The organism is Pseudarthrobacter sp. 1C304 (assembly GCF_052245515.1).
In the GTDB taxonomy this organism is placed as follows: domain Bacteria; phylum Actinomycetota; class Actinomycetes; order Actinomycetales; family Micrococcaceae; genus Arthrobacter.
Map to the genome: position 1 here is coordinate 1 of NZ_JBQQCH010000004.1, position 14442 is coordinate 14442.

The window sequence follows — 14442 nt, forward strand, 5'->3', positions numbered from 1 at the left end:
CGGACCACACCTTTCCCCCCGCCGCCGTCGTCGTTAACAGCTGTCAGCGACAGTTGGCCTCAACGCCGGCGCCGCGCCTCCGCCGGCGGTGCTGCAGCACCAGGCCGAGGAGGCACAGTGCGACGCCGCCCAGGCCCACGGCCACGAATCCTGCCGAAGGGCCCACTCCGTCGATGAAGACCCCGGCGAGGGGCGCACCGAGGGCCACGCCCCCTGTGAGGGCTGAGCCGTACCAGCCCATGGCCTCCCCGCGGCGGCGCTCGTCCACGAGTTCCGCGACCTTCTCGGAGGCCGCCGACAGCACGGGGGCACACAGCAGGCCCGGCAGGAGCGAGAGCAGGCACAGGGTCCAGGTGTCCTGCGCAAAGCCCATCGGAATGGTCAGCGCCGACATCCCCAGCAGCAGGAGGACCGGTGAGATGGGCCGGTGCATGGCACCGTAGACCAGGCCGCCCACCACGGAGGCGGCGCACCAGAAGAGGAACACCAGCCCGATTTCGGCTTGGCGGCCGTTGGATTCGAGGGCGGCCACAATTCCGACGTCGGTCCCGCTGAGGACCATGCCGGCGCCGGCCGCGACGGCGAAAACGGCGGCTACCGCGGCCGTGAACCACGTGAAGTTGGAGATGACCTTGTGCCGCAGGCCCGCCTGTTCGTGGCGCCGCTCCTCGGCGGCCAGCGGGGCGAACTCGGCGGCGGCTTCCTGCAGGTGCGCCGGTGCGGCTGCGACGACGGCGGCTTCGGCACCTTCCTGCTGGCCCGCCTCAAAGGACTCAACGGACTCGGCGCCGGCTGCTGGACCGTGTCCAGGGACAAGCCCGGCGCTGCGGGTGGGCGGGTTGAACCACATGAGGAAGAGCCCTGCCACGGACGTTGCGATGCCGACTATGGTGAGCCCCAGGACCGAGAACCCGGCCGTGGCGGTGAGGGCGCCGGCCGCGGGGCCGATCATAAAGACCAGTTCGGTGGAGATGGCGTCGAGAGCGAAGGCGGTGCGCCGCTGGTCCCCGGTGGCGAGGACCCCGAGCGACTGCCGCACCACGCTGAAAATCGGCAGGGTCAGCAGGCCGCCCACGAACACCAGCGGGAGCAGGATCTCATAGGAGACGTGCGGCACCACGGACCAGATGACAGCCTCGGCGATGACGGACGGGATGAGGGCCCGCCGCAGGCCCACGGTGTCGACGCGCCGGCCCCGCCAGGGGGCGCCGACGGCAATACCGATGGTCATGACGGCGGCCGCCGCCCCCGCAGCGGCGTAGCCCTGGCCCAGGGTCAGGACAATGTGGAGGGTCAGCAGGACCCCTGCCGCGGAGTGCGGTATGCGGGCAACCATCCCGACCAGCAGGAGCCGCCTGATGGGCCGGACGGCCAGCAGTTGCCGGTAAAGCGCGAAGTTCACGAGACAAACATCCTTCTAGTACTGCCCCCGGCAGCACCAGGTGTCCCCGGCTGACCGTCAGCTACGGCGCTGCGCGCTGCAATGTGACTTCGATCGAGTCAACCCGCTCAGCAAATACTTCGTTCTGCGCCCAGGCGCTGTTGAGGCCGGACACCACGGACTGGACGCCGGCGGCGTCGAGCCCGTCTTCAAGGTAGAGGACCACGCGCAGCTCCGGACCGGCGCCGCCGCCCGGGAGCCGGCTTCCGTCTGCCGCCAGCGTGGCGACTCCGCTTCCCGGATGAATTTCAACACGGCGGACCGCCGGAAAGCCAGCCACGGCCCCGCCCAGGTTCCGCGCAAGCTCGGGATCAGCATACGACGGCGTCCAGTCCTGCTGCTGCGCCAGCGCCCACACGGCGGGCCGGCGCACCACGAACGTGACCGCGGACCCGGGATCGAGCACCAGCAGTTCCGCTCCCTCGGCCACGGCGGACAGCGCCGCCCGGGCAGCGTAGACGGCCACCGGCCGCGCCTCGGGATGCCAGGCCTGCAGGGCGGAGGCGGAGGTGAAGGCGGGCATCGCGGTGCGGCCGTCCGGCGCTTTGAGGGTGACCAGGGCCATGTCGGCCTGCTTGTCGGAATGCAGGCCGGCCGCGCCTTCGCCTTCCTCGGCCAGTGTGGCGAGGACCGGCACAAAGACCCGGGCCGTGGCCAGCGCGGCCACCACCGCCGCCTCGTCCCCGCTGCCGTCCGCGAGGGCGGCGAGGGCCGCGAGGTAGCCGGCGTCGGCAGCGCCGTCGTCGTCCTCGAAGTTGTGGATGGTGGCGTCGTCACCGGACAGGCTGCGCCCCGCCCAGGGACGGCCCGCCGAATCGGTGGCCCCGCCGGCGCCGGCCAGGGCCGCCGCGATATGGCCGGGAAGCTGGCGCGCGGGGGCGGGGTTGCCGGGCTCAGGGTTGCCGGGCTCAGGGTTGCCGGGTGCCGGCCGGTGCTCCATGCTGCGGGCCCGGCTAGCGGCGGCCGGCGACGTCGAGGGCCTCGGGCAGGGTGAAGTTGCCGTTGTAGAGCGCCTTGCCGATGATGGCTCCTTCAACGCCCAGCGGGACGAGGGAGCGCAGCACCTTGAGGTCCTCGAGGCTGGAGATCCCGCCGGAGGCCACAACGGGCTTGCCGGTCTTCTCCACCATCTGGCGCAGGAGTTCGACGTTGGGACCCTGCAGGGTGCCGTCCTTGGTGACGTCGGTGACGACGTAGCGGGAGCAGCCGGCCTCTTCGAGGCGTCCCAGGACCTCCCAGAGGTCGCCGCCTTCCTTGGTCCAGCCGCGGCCGGCCAGCGTGGTTCCGCGGACGTCCAGTCCGACGGCGATTTTGTCGCCGAAGCGCTCAATGACCCGGGCGGTCCACTCGGGGTTTTCCAGGGCCGCGGTGCCCAGGTTCACACGGGCGACGCCCAGGTCCAGGGCCTGCTCGAGGGATTCGTCGTCGCGCAGGCCGCCGGAAAGTTCCACCTTGATGTCGAGCCGGCCCACCACCTCGCGGAGCAGTTCGGCGTTGGATCCCCGGCCGAAGGCGGCGTCGAGGTCAACGAGGTGGACCCATTCAGCCCCCTGCTGCTGCCAGTTCAGCGCGGCCTCGAGCGGCGTGCCGTAGCTGGTTTCGCTGCCGGCCTCGCCCTGGACGAGGCGCACCGCCTGGCCGTTGACGACGTCGACGGCGGGCAGCAGTTCCAGCACGGGCAGCGGTGTTTCGGTGGTCATCGGTGGCTCCTCAGCACTTCGGGGACGGCAGGGGTGGGCGTTGCCGGAACTCAGGCAGGCACTGTCAAGAGATATGCGGCCAGCAGCGCCATGCCGGCCAGGACGTAAAACACAACCTGGACCCAGCGCGGGCTTTTCTGCTGGCGGAAGGACAGCGCGCCGCCCACCAGCAGACCGGCCAGCCCCATCAGCACAAGGGACCACATCTAGGCGGTCCCGGCGTCCGGGGATGTGGATTCCGCGGCACGGGCCGGGCTCTGCAGGCCCTCCACCCAGTTGCGCAGCAGGCGCGCCCCGGCATCGCCGGACTTTTCGGGGTGGAACTGCGTGGCGCACAGCGGGCCGTTTTCCACGGCCGCGATAAACGGGGCCCCGTGCTCCGACCAGGTGACAAGCGGCGCCGTCATCCGCGGCTGGATGACGTCGAAATCCCATTGCTGGACCCCGTAGGAGTGCACAAAGTAGAAACGCTCGTTCTCGACGCCGGCGAAAAGCCTGGAGCCCTCGGGGACGGTCACGGTGTTCCAGCCCATGTGCGGCACGACCTCCGCGGGCAGGAGCTCGACTTTGCCGGGCCACTCCCCCATGCCTTCGGCTTCGGTGCCGTGCTCGACGCCGGCCTCGAAGAGGACCTGAAGGCCAACGCAGATGGCAAGGACCGGCCGGCCGCCGGCGACGCGGCGGCCGATCATGCGGATGCCGTCAACAGCTTTGAGCTCGCGCATCACCGTCTCGAACGCACCGACGCCAGGAACCACGAGGCCGTCGGCGTTGAGCACGTCCTCGGGCTTGGAACTGAGGATCACCTCGGCGCCGGCGCGCTCCAGGGCACGGACGGCGGAGCGGACGTTGCCGGAGCCGTAGTCAAGCACGGTGACGGTGGGCTTGCCCTCGGGCGAGGCCGGCTTCCGGGCTGCGTCCGGGTTGATGATGGCGCCGTCCTTCAGCACCTTGCCGGTCACAGCGCACCCTTGGTGGAGGGGATGCCCGTGACCCGGGGGTCGGGTTCGACGGCGGCGCGGAGGGCGCGGGCGAAGGCCTTGAACTGGGCCTCGACGATGTGGTGGGGATCCCGTCCGGCGGTGACGTTCATGTGCAGGCAGATCCCGGCGTGCAGGGTGATGGCCTCGAAGACGTGTCGGGTCAGGGACCCGGTGAAGTGGCCGCCGATCAGGTGGTATTCCTGGCCTGCGGGCTCGCCGCCGTGCACGAGGTAGGGCCGGCCAGAAACATCGACGACGGCGTGGGCGAGGGCCTCATCGAGGGGTACCGTGGCTTCGCCGAACCGGCGGATGCCGGCCTTGTTCCCGAGGGCGGTGCGCAGCACCTCACCAAAGGTGATAGCGACGTCCTCGACCGTATGGTGGACATCGATGTGCGTGTCGCCGGTGGCCTTGACCGTCATGTCGATCAGCGAGTGCTTGCTCAACGCCGTGAGCATGTGGTCGTAGAACGGCACCGACGTGCTGATGTCCGAGACGCCCGTGCCGTCCAGGTCGATCTCGACCAGTACGGATGACTCGCTGGTGGTCCGTTCCATGCGTGCGGTCCGGCCCTGGGCAGCGGCTGCTCCGGTGTTGCTCATGTGGGTGTCCTTTGGCTGACGGCGGGGCCCGGCCTTCCGGCCGGGTGGATGTCCTGGGTTAAGTCTAGGCGGGCTGCACAGCGCGGCCAGCCAGGATCCGCTCGAGCGCTTCGAGGAAAGCTGTGGTTTCCGTCTCAGTACCAGCGGTGACGCGAAGGTGCCCGGGGATGCCCACGTCCCGGATCAGCACACCGGCGTTGAGCAGTTCCTGCCAGACCTCGTGCGGGTTGTCCAGGCCGCCAAAGAAGACGTAGTTCGAATCCGAGGCGGCCGGCTTGAGGCCCATGCGCAGCAGCTCGGTCACGATCCTGTCCCGCTGCCGCTTGATGTCCTCGACGTCGGCCATCAGCGCCGTCCGGTGGTGCAGTGCGGCCAGCGCCGTCGCCTGGGTGATGGCGGACAGGTGGTACGGCAGTCGGACCAGGCGCAGCGCATCGGTGACCTCCGGGGCTGCGGCCATGTAGCCGACGCGGGCCCCGGCCAGTGCGAAGGCTTTGCTCATGGTCCGCGAGACGATGAGGCGCTCCCGGCCGGGCAGCAGCGTCAGTGCACTGGGCGTGCCGTCATGGGCAAACTCGTGGTACGCCTCGTCCACGATCACAATGGTCTGGCTCGCTTCGCCGGCCTCGTAGACGGCCTCGACGACGTCCAGGCCAAGGCCGGTGCCGGTGGGGTTGTTCGGGGAGCACAGGAACACGATGTTCGGCTGGAGCTCGCGGACCTGGCGGGCGGCCGATTCGGCACTCAGTCCGTAGTCGGCGGCGCGGGTTCCGGTGATGTACGCGGTGTCCGTGCCGGAGGCCAGCAGCGGGTACATGGAGTATGTGGGAGGGAACCCGAGGGCGGTGCGGCCAGGACCGCCGAAAGCCTGGAGGATCTGCTGGAGCACCTCGTTGGAGCCGTTCGCGGCCCAGATGTTGTCCGGCCCCAGGCCGTGCCCCAGATACTCGGCCAGGGCCTCGCGGAGCTCCGTGAATTCGCGGTCCGGGTAGCGGTTCAGTCCCACTGCGGCGGCGGCGACCGCCTCGGAGATGGCGGCGCGCACATCGGCGGGGACGCCGTGGGTGTTCTCGTTGACATTGAGCAGGATGGGGACGTCCAGCTGGGGCGCCCCGTACGGGGTCAGGCCCCGGAGATTCGTCCGGAGGGGAAGTCGGTTCAGGCGCTCTAGCTGGTCAGTCACTCCACCAGTTTAAGTGAGATCCCGGCGGCGGCCGAAACTGTGACGGGTGGGCGGCCCTACCCGGCGGGGATGAAGAGCGCCTGGCCGGGCACCACGCGGGCTGCCTCAAGGTTGTTCAGCTGGACGATGTCGGCGACGACGTCGCGGGGGTCGCGCTCGGGGGCCACGGTCTCCGCGATGGCCCACAGCGACTCACCGGGCTGCACGGTGACCGTCACCGTCGGCGTGGGTGACAGCTCGGACGCCGACTCCGCGGCCTTGGCCGGGGCGTTGAAGAAGCCGCTGAACGAAAGCACCAGGGCGGCCAGCAGGATCAGGGGAACACCGATGAAGACAAACCGCCCGCGCCTGGTCAGCCGGAGCGGCGCCTGCCGCGGCTTCACCGTCCCGGCAGGGCCGGCACTGGTAGAACCGCCCCCGGCAGAACCGCGGCCGGCCGGACCACCTGCAGGCTGGCCGTAGGCGCCGGAAGCGTCGCGGCCGAAAGTATCGTGAAACGCACTTGTTGCTGACATGAACTGAGCCCTCCTGGACCATTGTGTGCCGTCCGGCGTACTCCACTTACCGCCGCCAACCGGCCTAACCTTCGAACAAACAACCGAACGTTATGCGGTGCCCGCCGTACTTTCGAATAGAACACATGTTCGAACACCGCCTTTTCAGTTTTAGCACTTATTGACGAACATTGTCGAGACTCGCTAGAACAAATGTTTGAAAAAGCCGTGTGGCTGGCCTACGTTTGGATCAAGGATTCCGACCAAAGGTTTGGATCAGGTTTCGATCAAAGAACAACCACTTCTGCAGTTGATCAGCAGGGTCTGACATTTCAGGCCGGAGGTTCCCGGCAGCAGCAGCCACGGCCGCCGGGTGGAACGGAAAGGCGTTGGCGAACATGGCAGCACAAGCCACTGGCGGCAGGGCCTCCCAGCGGGGTCCGCAGGCCGCCCGGCCACCCAAGAGCCTCACCGTCCGGCAAAAGAAGATCCTCGAGACCATCCAGCGCTCCGTCACGGACAACGGGTACCCGCCGTCCATGCGCGAGATCGGCGACACCGTGGGCCTGGCGAGCCTGTCCAGCGTGACGCACCAGCTGTCGCAGCTCGAAAAGCTCGGCTACCTGCGACGCGACCCCAAGCGCCCCCGCGCCATGGAAGTGCTGATGCCGCTCACCCTGGAGGAGGGCCCCGCGAAGATCGCAGGCGCCGAGAAGCCGGGCGGCCTGCGCACCGTCGGCGGCCTGTCCGTCTCGGAGCTGACCAGCGCCACGGACACCGCCATGGTCCCGCTGGTGGGCCGGATCGCGGCCGGCGGGCCGATCCTCGCCGACCAGGTCGTTGAGGACGTGATGCCGCTGCCGCGCCAGCTGGTGGGCCACGGCGAGCTGTTTATGCTCCAGGTCGCGGGCGACTCGATGATCGACGCCGCGATCTGCGACGGCGACTGGGTGGTGGTGCGCCGCCAGGGCGATGCCGTCAACGGTGACATCGTGGCCGCACTGCTGGACGACGAGGCCACCGTCAAGACGTTCCGCCAGCGCGACGGCCACACCTGGCTGCTGCCGCAGAACACGCAGTACGAGCCCATCCTCGGCGACCACGCCGTCATCATGGGCAAAGTGGTCTCGGTGCTGCGCTCCCTCTAGGACCCGCCAGCCGGTACCCCACCGGCTGCGTAGAAGGGCCCCGCCGGCATCCGGCGGGGCCCTTCGCGTTCCCCGGACTATGTGGCGGGCTGGCCTGACTCCTTCGCGAGCCGTTCCAGGGCCGCGAGGGCCACCGCGGGGTCGGTGGTGGGCCAGAACGGCGGCAGGGCAGCGCGGAGGAAGCCCCCGTAACGTTCGGTGGACAGCCGTGAATCCAGCACCGCCACCACTCCCCTGTCCGTCGTGGTGCGGATCAGCCGGCCGGCGCCCTGGGCGAGGCGGATGGCCGCGTGGGTGGCCGAGACACTCATAAAGCCGTTGCCGCCCGCCTGGGCCACCGCGCGGGAGCGGGCCGTCATCAGGGGGTCGTCGGGCCGCGGAAACGGAATGCGGTCGATGACAACAAGCCGGCACGAGGTCCCCGGCACGTCCACACCCTGCCACAGCGACATGGTGCCGAAGAGGCAGGTGTCCGGTTCGTCGGCGAACTGTTTCACCAGCGCCGTCATGGTCGACTCGCCCTGGCAGAGGATGCTCAGGCCCAGCCGCGGCCGCAGGGCCTCGGCGGCGTCCTCGGCCGCGCGGCGGGAGGAGAAGAGGCACAGTGCCCCGCCGCCGGAGGCCCGGATCAGCTTCTCCAGCTCATCGAGCGCCTCCGGGGACGTGCCGCGGCCGGGCTTGGGGAGGTGTTTGGCCACGTACAGGATGCCCTGCTTGGGGTACTCGAACGGCGAGCCGACGTCCACCCCGGTCCAGCTCGGCGCACCGGGTCCCACCAGGCCGAGTCCGCCGGCGGCGGGTTCGAAGGCTGAGCCGATGGCCAGCGTGGCCGAGGTCAGGATGACGGTGTGGTCCGCGAAGAGCCCCTCGCGGAGCCGGCCGGCCACACTGAGCGGGGCGATGTTGATCAGGGCTGGGGCCGTTTCGTCCGGCTGGGAGTAGCCCAGCTGCGGGTCGAAGGTGCTGTTCCGGGAGAACCAGACCACTTCGCGGTTTTCGCGTGCGGCGAGGAGCCGTTCGCAGAGTTCCAGGATCACCATGAGGCGGGAGCGCGCGAGCTGGCGGCCGCCGTCGGCCGTGGTGGCGCTGTCCCCCTTGGAGTCGGACAGTGCCGCGCGGCAGGCGTCCCGCAGCTGGTCCACGCAGTCCAGCTGTTCGCTGTTCAGGCCGTTGGGCATCAGCCCGCTGGGGACTCCGGCCACGGCCAGTTCAAGGTTGGCGGCGGCGTTGTTCAGCGCATCCACGGTGATGCCCGTGTGCTTCCGCGCCCCGGACGCGGCGGCGTGCACCATCGCGACGGACAGCTGGCCGGACACGGCGCCGGTGACCCGGTCCTGGAGCTCGTGGGCCTCGTCCACCACCACAACGTCGTAGTCCGGAAGCACGGCGAGCCCCTCGAAGGCGCTGACGGCCAGCATCGCATGGTTGGTGACCACGACGTCGGCGTCCGCGGCGTTCTGCCGGGCCAGTTCGCTGAAGCACTCGGCCGCCAGGGGGCATTTCTGCGCGCCGAGGCATTCCATGGAGGTGACGGAGACCTGCCGCCAGGCCCGGTCCGTGACGCCGGGCAAGAGCTCGTCGCGGTCCCCGGTGGCGGTGTCCTCGGCCCATTCGCGCAGCCGCACCACTTCCTTGCCCAGCTGGGACGACGGGCCGCCCATGGCAGCGGCGAAGTGCGGCACGGACGTGTCTTCGCCGAGTGAGAAGAGCTGCCCTTCGGCGGGCTCCTCCGAGGGGAACCCGCCCTCGAGCTTGTGCCGGCACACGTAGTTGGACCGGCCCTTCACCAGGGCCACTTTGACGGGCCGGTCGAGCGCAGGAGTGATGGTTTTCAGCAGCCGGGGCAGGTCCCGGCCCACGATCTGGGTCTGCAGCGCAAGGGTGGCGGTGGAGACCAGCGTGGGCTTGTCGCTGTCCAGCGAGTGGGCGATCAGCGGGATGAGGTACGCGAGGGATTTGCCGGTTCCCGTGCCGGCCTGGACCAGCAGGTGGTCGCCGCTGTCAATGGCGCGCGCCACCTGCCGGGCCATCTCGTGCTGGCCGTCGCGGCTTTGGCCGCCCATGCCGGAGACGGCACGGTCAAGCAGCTCGATGACGAACTCGCTGCCGTCCCGGCCGCCCCGGCCTGCCGGGCGCTTCCCGGCTGAAGACCGGGCGTTTCCCTGGTCTTCAGCCGGTGGGTCCTCCCCCGTTGGGCCGTCCATGCCGGTGCCCGTGTCTGTCTCCGCGCCGGTCACTGCTGCCTCAGTCATGCGCGATGAACGAATCCAGTTCAGCGGCCAGTCTCTCACGCACCATCACGACGGCGCGGGTGCCCGCTTCCTCGTGGTCGAGGCTGAGGATCTCGGCGTCGGTCTCGTGGAGCTTGCTGAGGAGGTCTCCGCGCTGGTACGGGATCAGGAGTTCCAGCTTGACGCTGGGCCGCGGAATACCTTCGCTGATGGCCGCCAGAAGCTCCAGGATTCCTTCGCCCGTGCGCGCCGAGACCACCACGTGGCGCGGCTCGCGCTGCTTGAGGCGTTCGACGACGTAGGGGTCCGCGGCGTCGGCCTTGTTCAGGACGATGATCTCGGGCACCTTGCGGGCGTCGACCTCACTGAACACCTTGCGGACGGCCGCGATCTGGCCTTCCGGGTCCGGGTGCGAGACATCCACGACGTGCAGGATCAGATCCGCGTCGGCGACTTCCTCCAGGGTGGAGCGGAAGGCTTCCACCAGCTGCGTCGGCAGCGACCGGACGAAGCCCACCGTGTCGGAGAGGGTGTAGCCCAGCCCGTCGGGGGTCTCGGCCTTCCGGACGGTCGGGTCAAGGGTGGCGAACAGGGCGTTCTCCACCAGGACGCCGGCGTCGGTGAGTCGGTTCAGCAGCGAGGACTTGCCGGCGTTGGTGTACCCGGCGATCGCGACGGACGGTACGGCGTTACGACGGCGGTTGGCGCGCTTGGTTTCGCGGGCCGGCGCCATCGCGGCGATTTCACGCCGCAGCTTGGCCATCCGGGTGCGGATCCGGCGGCGGTCCAGTTCGATCTTGGTTTCACCGGGACCACGCGAACCCATGCCGGCACCTGCGCCGCCCACCTGGCCACCGGCCTGGCGGGACATCGAGTCACCCCAGCCGCGCAGGCGCGGGAGAAGGTACTCGAGCTGGGCCAGCTCCACCTGGGCCTTGCCCTCGCGGCTCTTGGCGTGCTGGGCGAAAATGTCCAGGATCAGGGCCGTCCGGTCGATGACCTTGACCTTGACGATGTCCTCCAGGCTGCGGCGCTGGGACGGCGCCAGCTCGGCGTCGACCACCACGGTGTCCGCGCCGGTGGACATGACGATGTCCTTCAGTTCCTGCGCCTTGCCGGAGCCGAGGAATGTTCCCGGGTCGGGCTTCTGGCGGCGCTGGACGATGCCGTCGAGGACCTCGGAGCCGGCCGTCTCGGCGAGGGCAGCCAGTTCCCGGAGGGAGTTCTCGGCGTCGGCGAGGGTTCCTTCGGTCCAGAGGCCGGCCAGGACCACCCGCTCGAGGCGCAGCTGCCGGTATTCGACTTCGGTGACGTCTTCGAGTTCCGTCGACAGCCCGGCGGTGCGGCGCAGGGCGTGCCGTTCCTGCAGGTCCTGCTGGTCGCCGTCGTAGGTGCCGTGTTCTTCGTCGAGGCGGGAGATCGCCTGCGCCTTGCCGAGGACCGGTTTGGGCCCGCCGGCGGCCGGGGCCGCGTTCCGGGAGGGGGTGTCCTTGGCGAGGATCCGGTCGATGACAGCCTGGATCTCCGCAGGACTCATGTCCTGGGATGCTGAATCGGGTCCGGTGTTGGGCTGAGTGGTCATGGTCTCCTTTAGAGGTTCGGCAGTTTCAGAATAATGCCGATCGGTGCTGTGTGGGGCGGTATTCGCGCTGGGCTGACGGCTGGTGGTCATTCACGGCCTCCTGGAATGCCTGCGGCAACGGTGCCGGCGGCAGTGCTGGGCTCCGGTCGGGAGCGCTGGGAAAGGATAAGGATCAGGCGTGGGCTTTGCCTTGAGGAGGGAGGAACGGTCCGCTCGGCCGGGCCCTGGTGAGCACTGCCGGACTTCAAGAAGTTCGGGCGCCAGCGGATGGGTCCTTTTCAGGAGCATCGGGAGGTGGCGCACTGAGCGGAAGGTATCTACCTGCGTCGCTGCGGGGACGGGACCTGCGTGAAAGAAGGGCCCGTGCCGGCTACTTGAAGTTCAGGAACATGTCGTTAAGCCTAGCAGACCGCTTGACCGCCCCCGGCCGCACGCCACGGTTTCCCATCCTGCGGTTTCCCATCCCGGGGCTTCCCATGCTGCGGTTTCCCATCCGGGAGGGTGTCGAACTAATCTGGCCAGTTATGGAGTCTGCACACTATTTCAGCGCCCAGCCTGCCGGGCCGTTCACCCGCAAGCCACTGACCGTGGAGCTTGCCGGGCAGACCCGGCAGCTGCTGACGTCCTCCGGCATTTTCAGCCCGGACGGCATCGACAAGGGCACCGCGGTACTGCTGGCAGAGGCTCCCGCCCCGGCGCCGCAGGGCACGCTGCTGGACATCGGCTGCGGCTGGGGTCCGATCGCGCTGACCCTGGCGCTGCGCGCACCGCACGCACAGGTCTACGCCGTGGACGTCAACGAGCGCTGCGTGGCGCTGACCAACGAAAACGCGGCCTTGCTGGGCCTTGGCAACGTCACGGCCAGCACGCCCGACGCCGTGGACCCCGGGCTGCGGTTCGACACCATCTGGTCCAACCCGCCCATCCGGATCGGCAAGGACGAACTCCACGCGCTGCTGCTGCTGTGGCTGCCGCGGCTGGCGCCCGGCGGCTCGGCATGGCTGGTGGTGCAGAAGAACCTGGGGTCGGATTCGCTGCAGCGCTGGCTCGCGGCGGAGCTGGACAGCAGCTTCACGGTGACCCGTGAGAGCACATCGAAGTCGTTCCGCATCCTCCGGGTCAGGAAAGCGTCCCACTAGCGACGATCACGGCGGGTCCGCTGAGCTCCACGTGCTCGTGGCCTTCGGCCCCGAGGAAGAACTTCACGCCCACCACACCGCCGGGGACGTGGACGTTCCACACGTCGGGAGCGCCCTGGCCGGCCCAGTGGCGGATGGCGACGGCCGCTGCGCAGGCGCCGGTGCCGCAGGACTGGGTCTCCCCCACCCCGCGCTCGTGGACGCGCATGGTGATGGTCCCGACGCCGTCGTGGACCAGCGGTTCGGACGGCACCACAAACTCGACGTTGGTTCCCTGCGGAGGGGTGGGGTCCACGTGGGGTGCGGTGAACAGCTGGGTGGCCTCCAGCTCGGCCAATTCGGCCAGCGCCACGACGGTGTGCGGGTTGCCCATGCTGACGGACAGGGCAGGCCGGGCGACTTCCAGGCCGGAGGCGCTGACCAGCGAATCCATGGCCCGCGCGGTGGCTTCGCCCGGGAAGATGAACTCCCAGGGGCCCATGTCGACGGCGTAGCCCGAGGCGGTGCGGACGATCGTTTTCACGCCGCCGCGGGTGCCGATGGTCAGCGATTCGCCGGCCGGCAGGTCCACGAGGCCTTCGGCGATGAGGAAGTGCACAAACACCCTCACGCCGTTGCCGCACATCTCGGAGAGTGAGCCGTCGCCGTTGCGGTAGTCCATGAACCATTCGGCGTCGGGGTGCCGGGTGAGCAGCTCCTGGCCCTCGGCCAGCAGCCGGGATGGAACGGCACGGATCAGCCCGTCGCCGCCGATTCCGCGGTGGCGGTCGCAGAGGGCCGCGACCTGCTCGGGGGCCAGCGCCAGGGCGCCGTTGGGGTCGGCCACGAGGACAAAGTCGTTGCCCGTGCCGTGGCCTTTGGAAAACTTGAGTCCGCTCAGGGCTGCGGTGTCAGCGGAGGGGTTGCGGTCAGCGGCCACGGCCAGGGATTCGTCCATGGTCCAAGGTTACCGGTGCAGTCCGGGCCGCCGGCAATCCGGCCCGGGGGCAGCAGGAAAACCTGACGGGCCGCCCGCCCCGCGGGGCGGTGTGTCAGCCCGGGATGCAGAGCGCGGCCGCTTTGGCCACGAGGTCAGGGTCCTGCCAGTCGAGCCAGTGGATCCGGGGGTCGGCGCGGAACCAGGTGAGCTGGCGGCGGGCGAACTGCCGGGTGGCGATGATGGTTTCCTCCGCTGCCCGGGCGGTGTCGGAGCAGCCGTCGAGGACCTTGAGGAACTGGGCGTAGCCAAGGGCCCGCGGGGCGGTCCGGCCGAGCCGGAGACCGGCGGCGTCGAGCGCCCGGACCTCGTCCAGCAGCCCGCTGTCCACCATGGTGTGGACGCGGCGGGCCAGCCGCTCCCGGAGCTGTTCCCGGTCCACCTCCAGCCCGATCTGCACGGCGGGCTGGAAATACTCGCGCGTGGGCATGAAGGAGCTGAAGGGCCGCCCGGTGAGTTCGAAGACCTCCAGCGCGCGGATGATCCGGCGGGCGTCCCCGAGCCGGCCGGCGGACACCGGGTCCACGTCCTGCAGCCGCGCCCGGAGCGGCGCGGCTCCGGAGGTTTCCAGTTCGGCTTCGAGCCGGCGCCGGACGGCAGGATCGGTGCCCGGGAATTCCAGCACGTCCAGCGCGGCCCGGACGTAGAGCCCGGAGCCGCCCGCCAGGATGGCACGTTTGCCGCGGGCGTGGATGTCCGCGATCAGTGCACGGGACTGCTGCTGGAAATCCGAGACGCTGGCTTCCTCCGTCACGTCCAGGATGTCCAGGAGGTGGTGCGGCACTCCCCTGCGTTCGGCCACGGTGATTTTGGCGGTGCCGATGTCCATGCCCCGGTAGAACTGCATGGAATCGGCGTTGATGACCTCGCCGCCGAGTTCCAGGGCCAGGGAGACCGCCAGGTCGGACTTGCCGGAGCCGGTGGGCCCGACGACGGCGATCACCGGTGGCGTGCCTGCGGCGG

Annotated in this window: 14 protein-coding genes; 2 read left to right on the plus strand and 12 right to left on the minus strand. The window is 69.6% G+C overall.

The window, feature by feature from the left end:
- Window positions 1-43: 43 nt before the first annotated feature.
- The 8 genes from ACTWQD_RS09430 to ACTWQD_RS09465 form a co-directional block, all read right to left on the minus strand.
- Entirely contained in the window at window positions 44-1402 is a 1359-nt protein-coding gene (locus ACTWQD_RS09430; RefSeq protein WP_443195889.1) for an MFS transporter, read from the minus strand.
- A 61-nt stretch (window positions 1403-1463) separates the two neighbouring features.
- The gene (locus tag ACTWQD_RS09435; protein WP_443195890.1) at window positions 1464-2381 is read right to left on the minus strand and encodes an SseB family protein; all 918 of its coding nucleotides are present in this window, start codon (window positions 2379-2381) and stop codon (window positions 1464-1466) included.
- 13 nt (window positions 2382-2394) lie between these two features.
- The gene (priA, locus tag ACTWQD_RS09440; RefSeq protein ID WP_443195891.1) at window positions 2395-3141 is read right to left on the minus strand and encodes a bifunctional 1-(5-phosphoribosyl)-5-((5-phosphoribosylamino)methylideneamino)imidazole-4-carboxamide isomerase/phosphoribosylanthranilate isomerase PriA; all 747 of its coding nucleotides are present in this window, start codon (window positions 3139-3141) and stop codon (window positions 2395-2397) included.
- A 50-nt stretch (window positions 3142-3191) separates the two neighbouring features.
- Window positions 3192-3347, minus strand: coding sequence for a hypothetical protein (locus ACTWQD_RS09445; protein WP_443195892.1), 156 nt, complete (start codon window positions 3345-3347; stop codon window positions 3192-3194).
- Window positions 3348-4103, minus strand: a complete 756-nt coding sequence (gene hisH / locus ACTWQD_RS09450) for an imidazole glycerol phosphate synthase subunit HisH (protein ID WP_443195893.1) — start codon at window positions 4101-4103, stop codon at window positions 3348-3350.
- A complete protein-coding gene (hisB, locus tag ACTWQD_RS09455) occupies window positions 4100-4726 on the minus strand; it encodes an imidazoleglycerol-phosphate dehydratase HisB (RefSeq protein WP_066434939.1) in 627 nt (208 codons plus the stop codon). The genes hisH and hisB overlap by 4 nt, the downstream gene beginning before the upstream one ends.
- A 64-nt stretch (window positions 4727-4790) precedes the next feature.
- Complete coding sequence (locus tag ACTWQD_RS09460) at window positions 4791-5909, minus strand: histidinol-phosphate transaminase (protein ID WP_443195894.1); 1119 nt, start codon at window positions 5907-5909, stop codon at window positions 4791-4793.
- A gap of 56 nt (window positions 5910-5965) precedes the next feature.
- A complete protein-coding gene (locus ACTWQD_RS09465) occupies window positions 5966-6292 on the minus strand; it encodes a LysM peptidoglycan-binding domain-containing protein (protein WP_443196189.1) in 327 nt (108 codons plus the stop codon).
- A 509-nt stretch (window positions 6293-6801) separates the two neighbouring features.
- On the opposite strand from ACTWQD_RS09465, the gene lexA reads away from it, so the two are divergent.
- Window positions 6802-7551 (plus strand): transcriptional repressor LexA, encoded by a 750-nt coding sequence (lexA, locus tag ACTWQD_RS09470; RefSeq protein WP_443195895.1) that lies wholly within the window; start codon window positions 6802-6804, stop codon window positions 7549-7551.
- 77 nt (window positions 7552-7628) lie between these two features.
- Here lexA and ACTWQD_RS09475 read toward each other — a convergent pair whose 3' ends face one another.
- Both ACTWQD_RS09475 and hflX read right to left on the minus strand, forming a co-directional pair.
- Window positions 7629-9803, minus strand: coding sequence for an ATP-dependent DNA helicase (locus tag ACTWQD_RS09475; protein WP_443195896.1), 2175 nt, complete (start codon window positions 9801-9803; stop codon window positions 7629-7631).
- Window positions 9796-11364 (minus strand): GTPase HflX, encoded by a 1569-nt coding sequence (hflX, locus tag ACTWQD_RS09480; protein WP_443195897.1) that lies wholly within the window; start codon window positions 11362-11364, stop codon window positions 9796-9798. The genes ACTWQD_RS09475 and hflX overlap by 8 nt, the downstream gene beginning before the upstream one ends.
- A 524-nt stretch (window positions 11365-11888) precedes the next feature.
- Between hflX and ACTWQD_RS09485 the strand changes: the two genes are divergently transcribed.
- Window positions 11889-12503 carry a class I SAM-dependent methyltransferase gene (locus ACTWQD_RS09485; protein ID WP_443195898.1) on the plus strand — a complete coding sequence of 205 codons (615 nt, stop codon included), beginning with the start codon at window positions 11889-11891 and terminating at the stop codon, window positions 12501-12503.
- Here ACTWQD_RS09485 and dapF read toward each other — a convergent pair.
- Complete coding sequence (gene dapF / locus ACTWQD_RS09490; protein WP_443195899.1) at window positions 12484-13440, minus strand: diaminopimelate epimerase; 957 nt, start codon at window positions 13438-13440, stop codon at window positions 12484-12486. The genes ACTWQD_RS09485 and dapF overlap by 20 nt on opposite strands.
- A gap of 94 nt (window positions 13441-13534) precedes the next feature.
- Window positions 13535-14422 carry a tRNA (adenosine(37)-N6)-dimethylallyltransferase MiaA gene (gene miaA, locus ACTWQD_RS09495; RefSeq protein WP_443195900.1) on the minus strand — a complete coding sequence of 296 codons (888 nt, stop codon included), beginning with the start codon at window positions 14420-14422 and terminating at the stop codon, window positions 13535-13537.
- Window positions 14423-14442 lie beyond the last annotated feature (20 nt).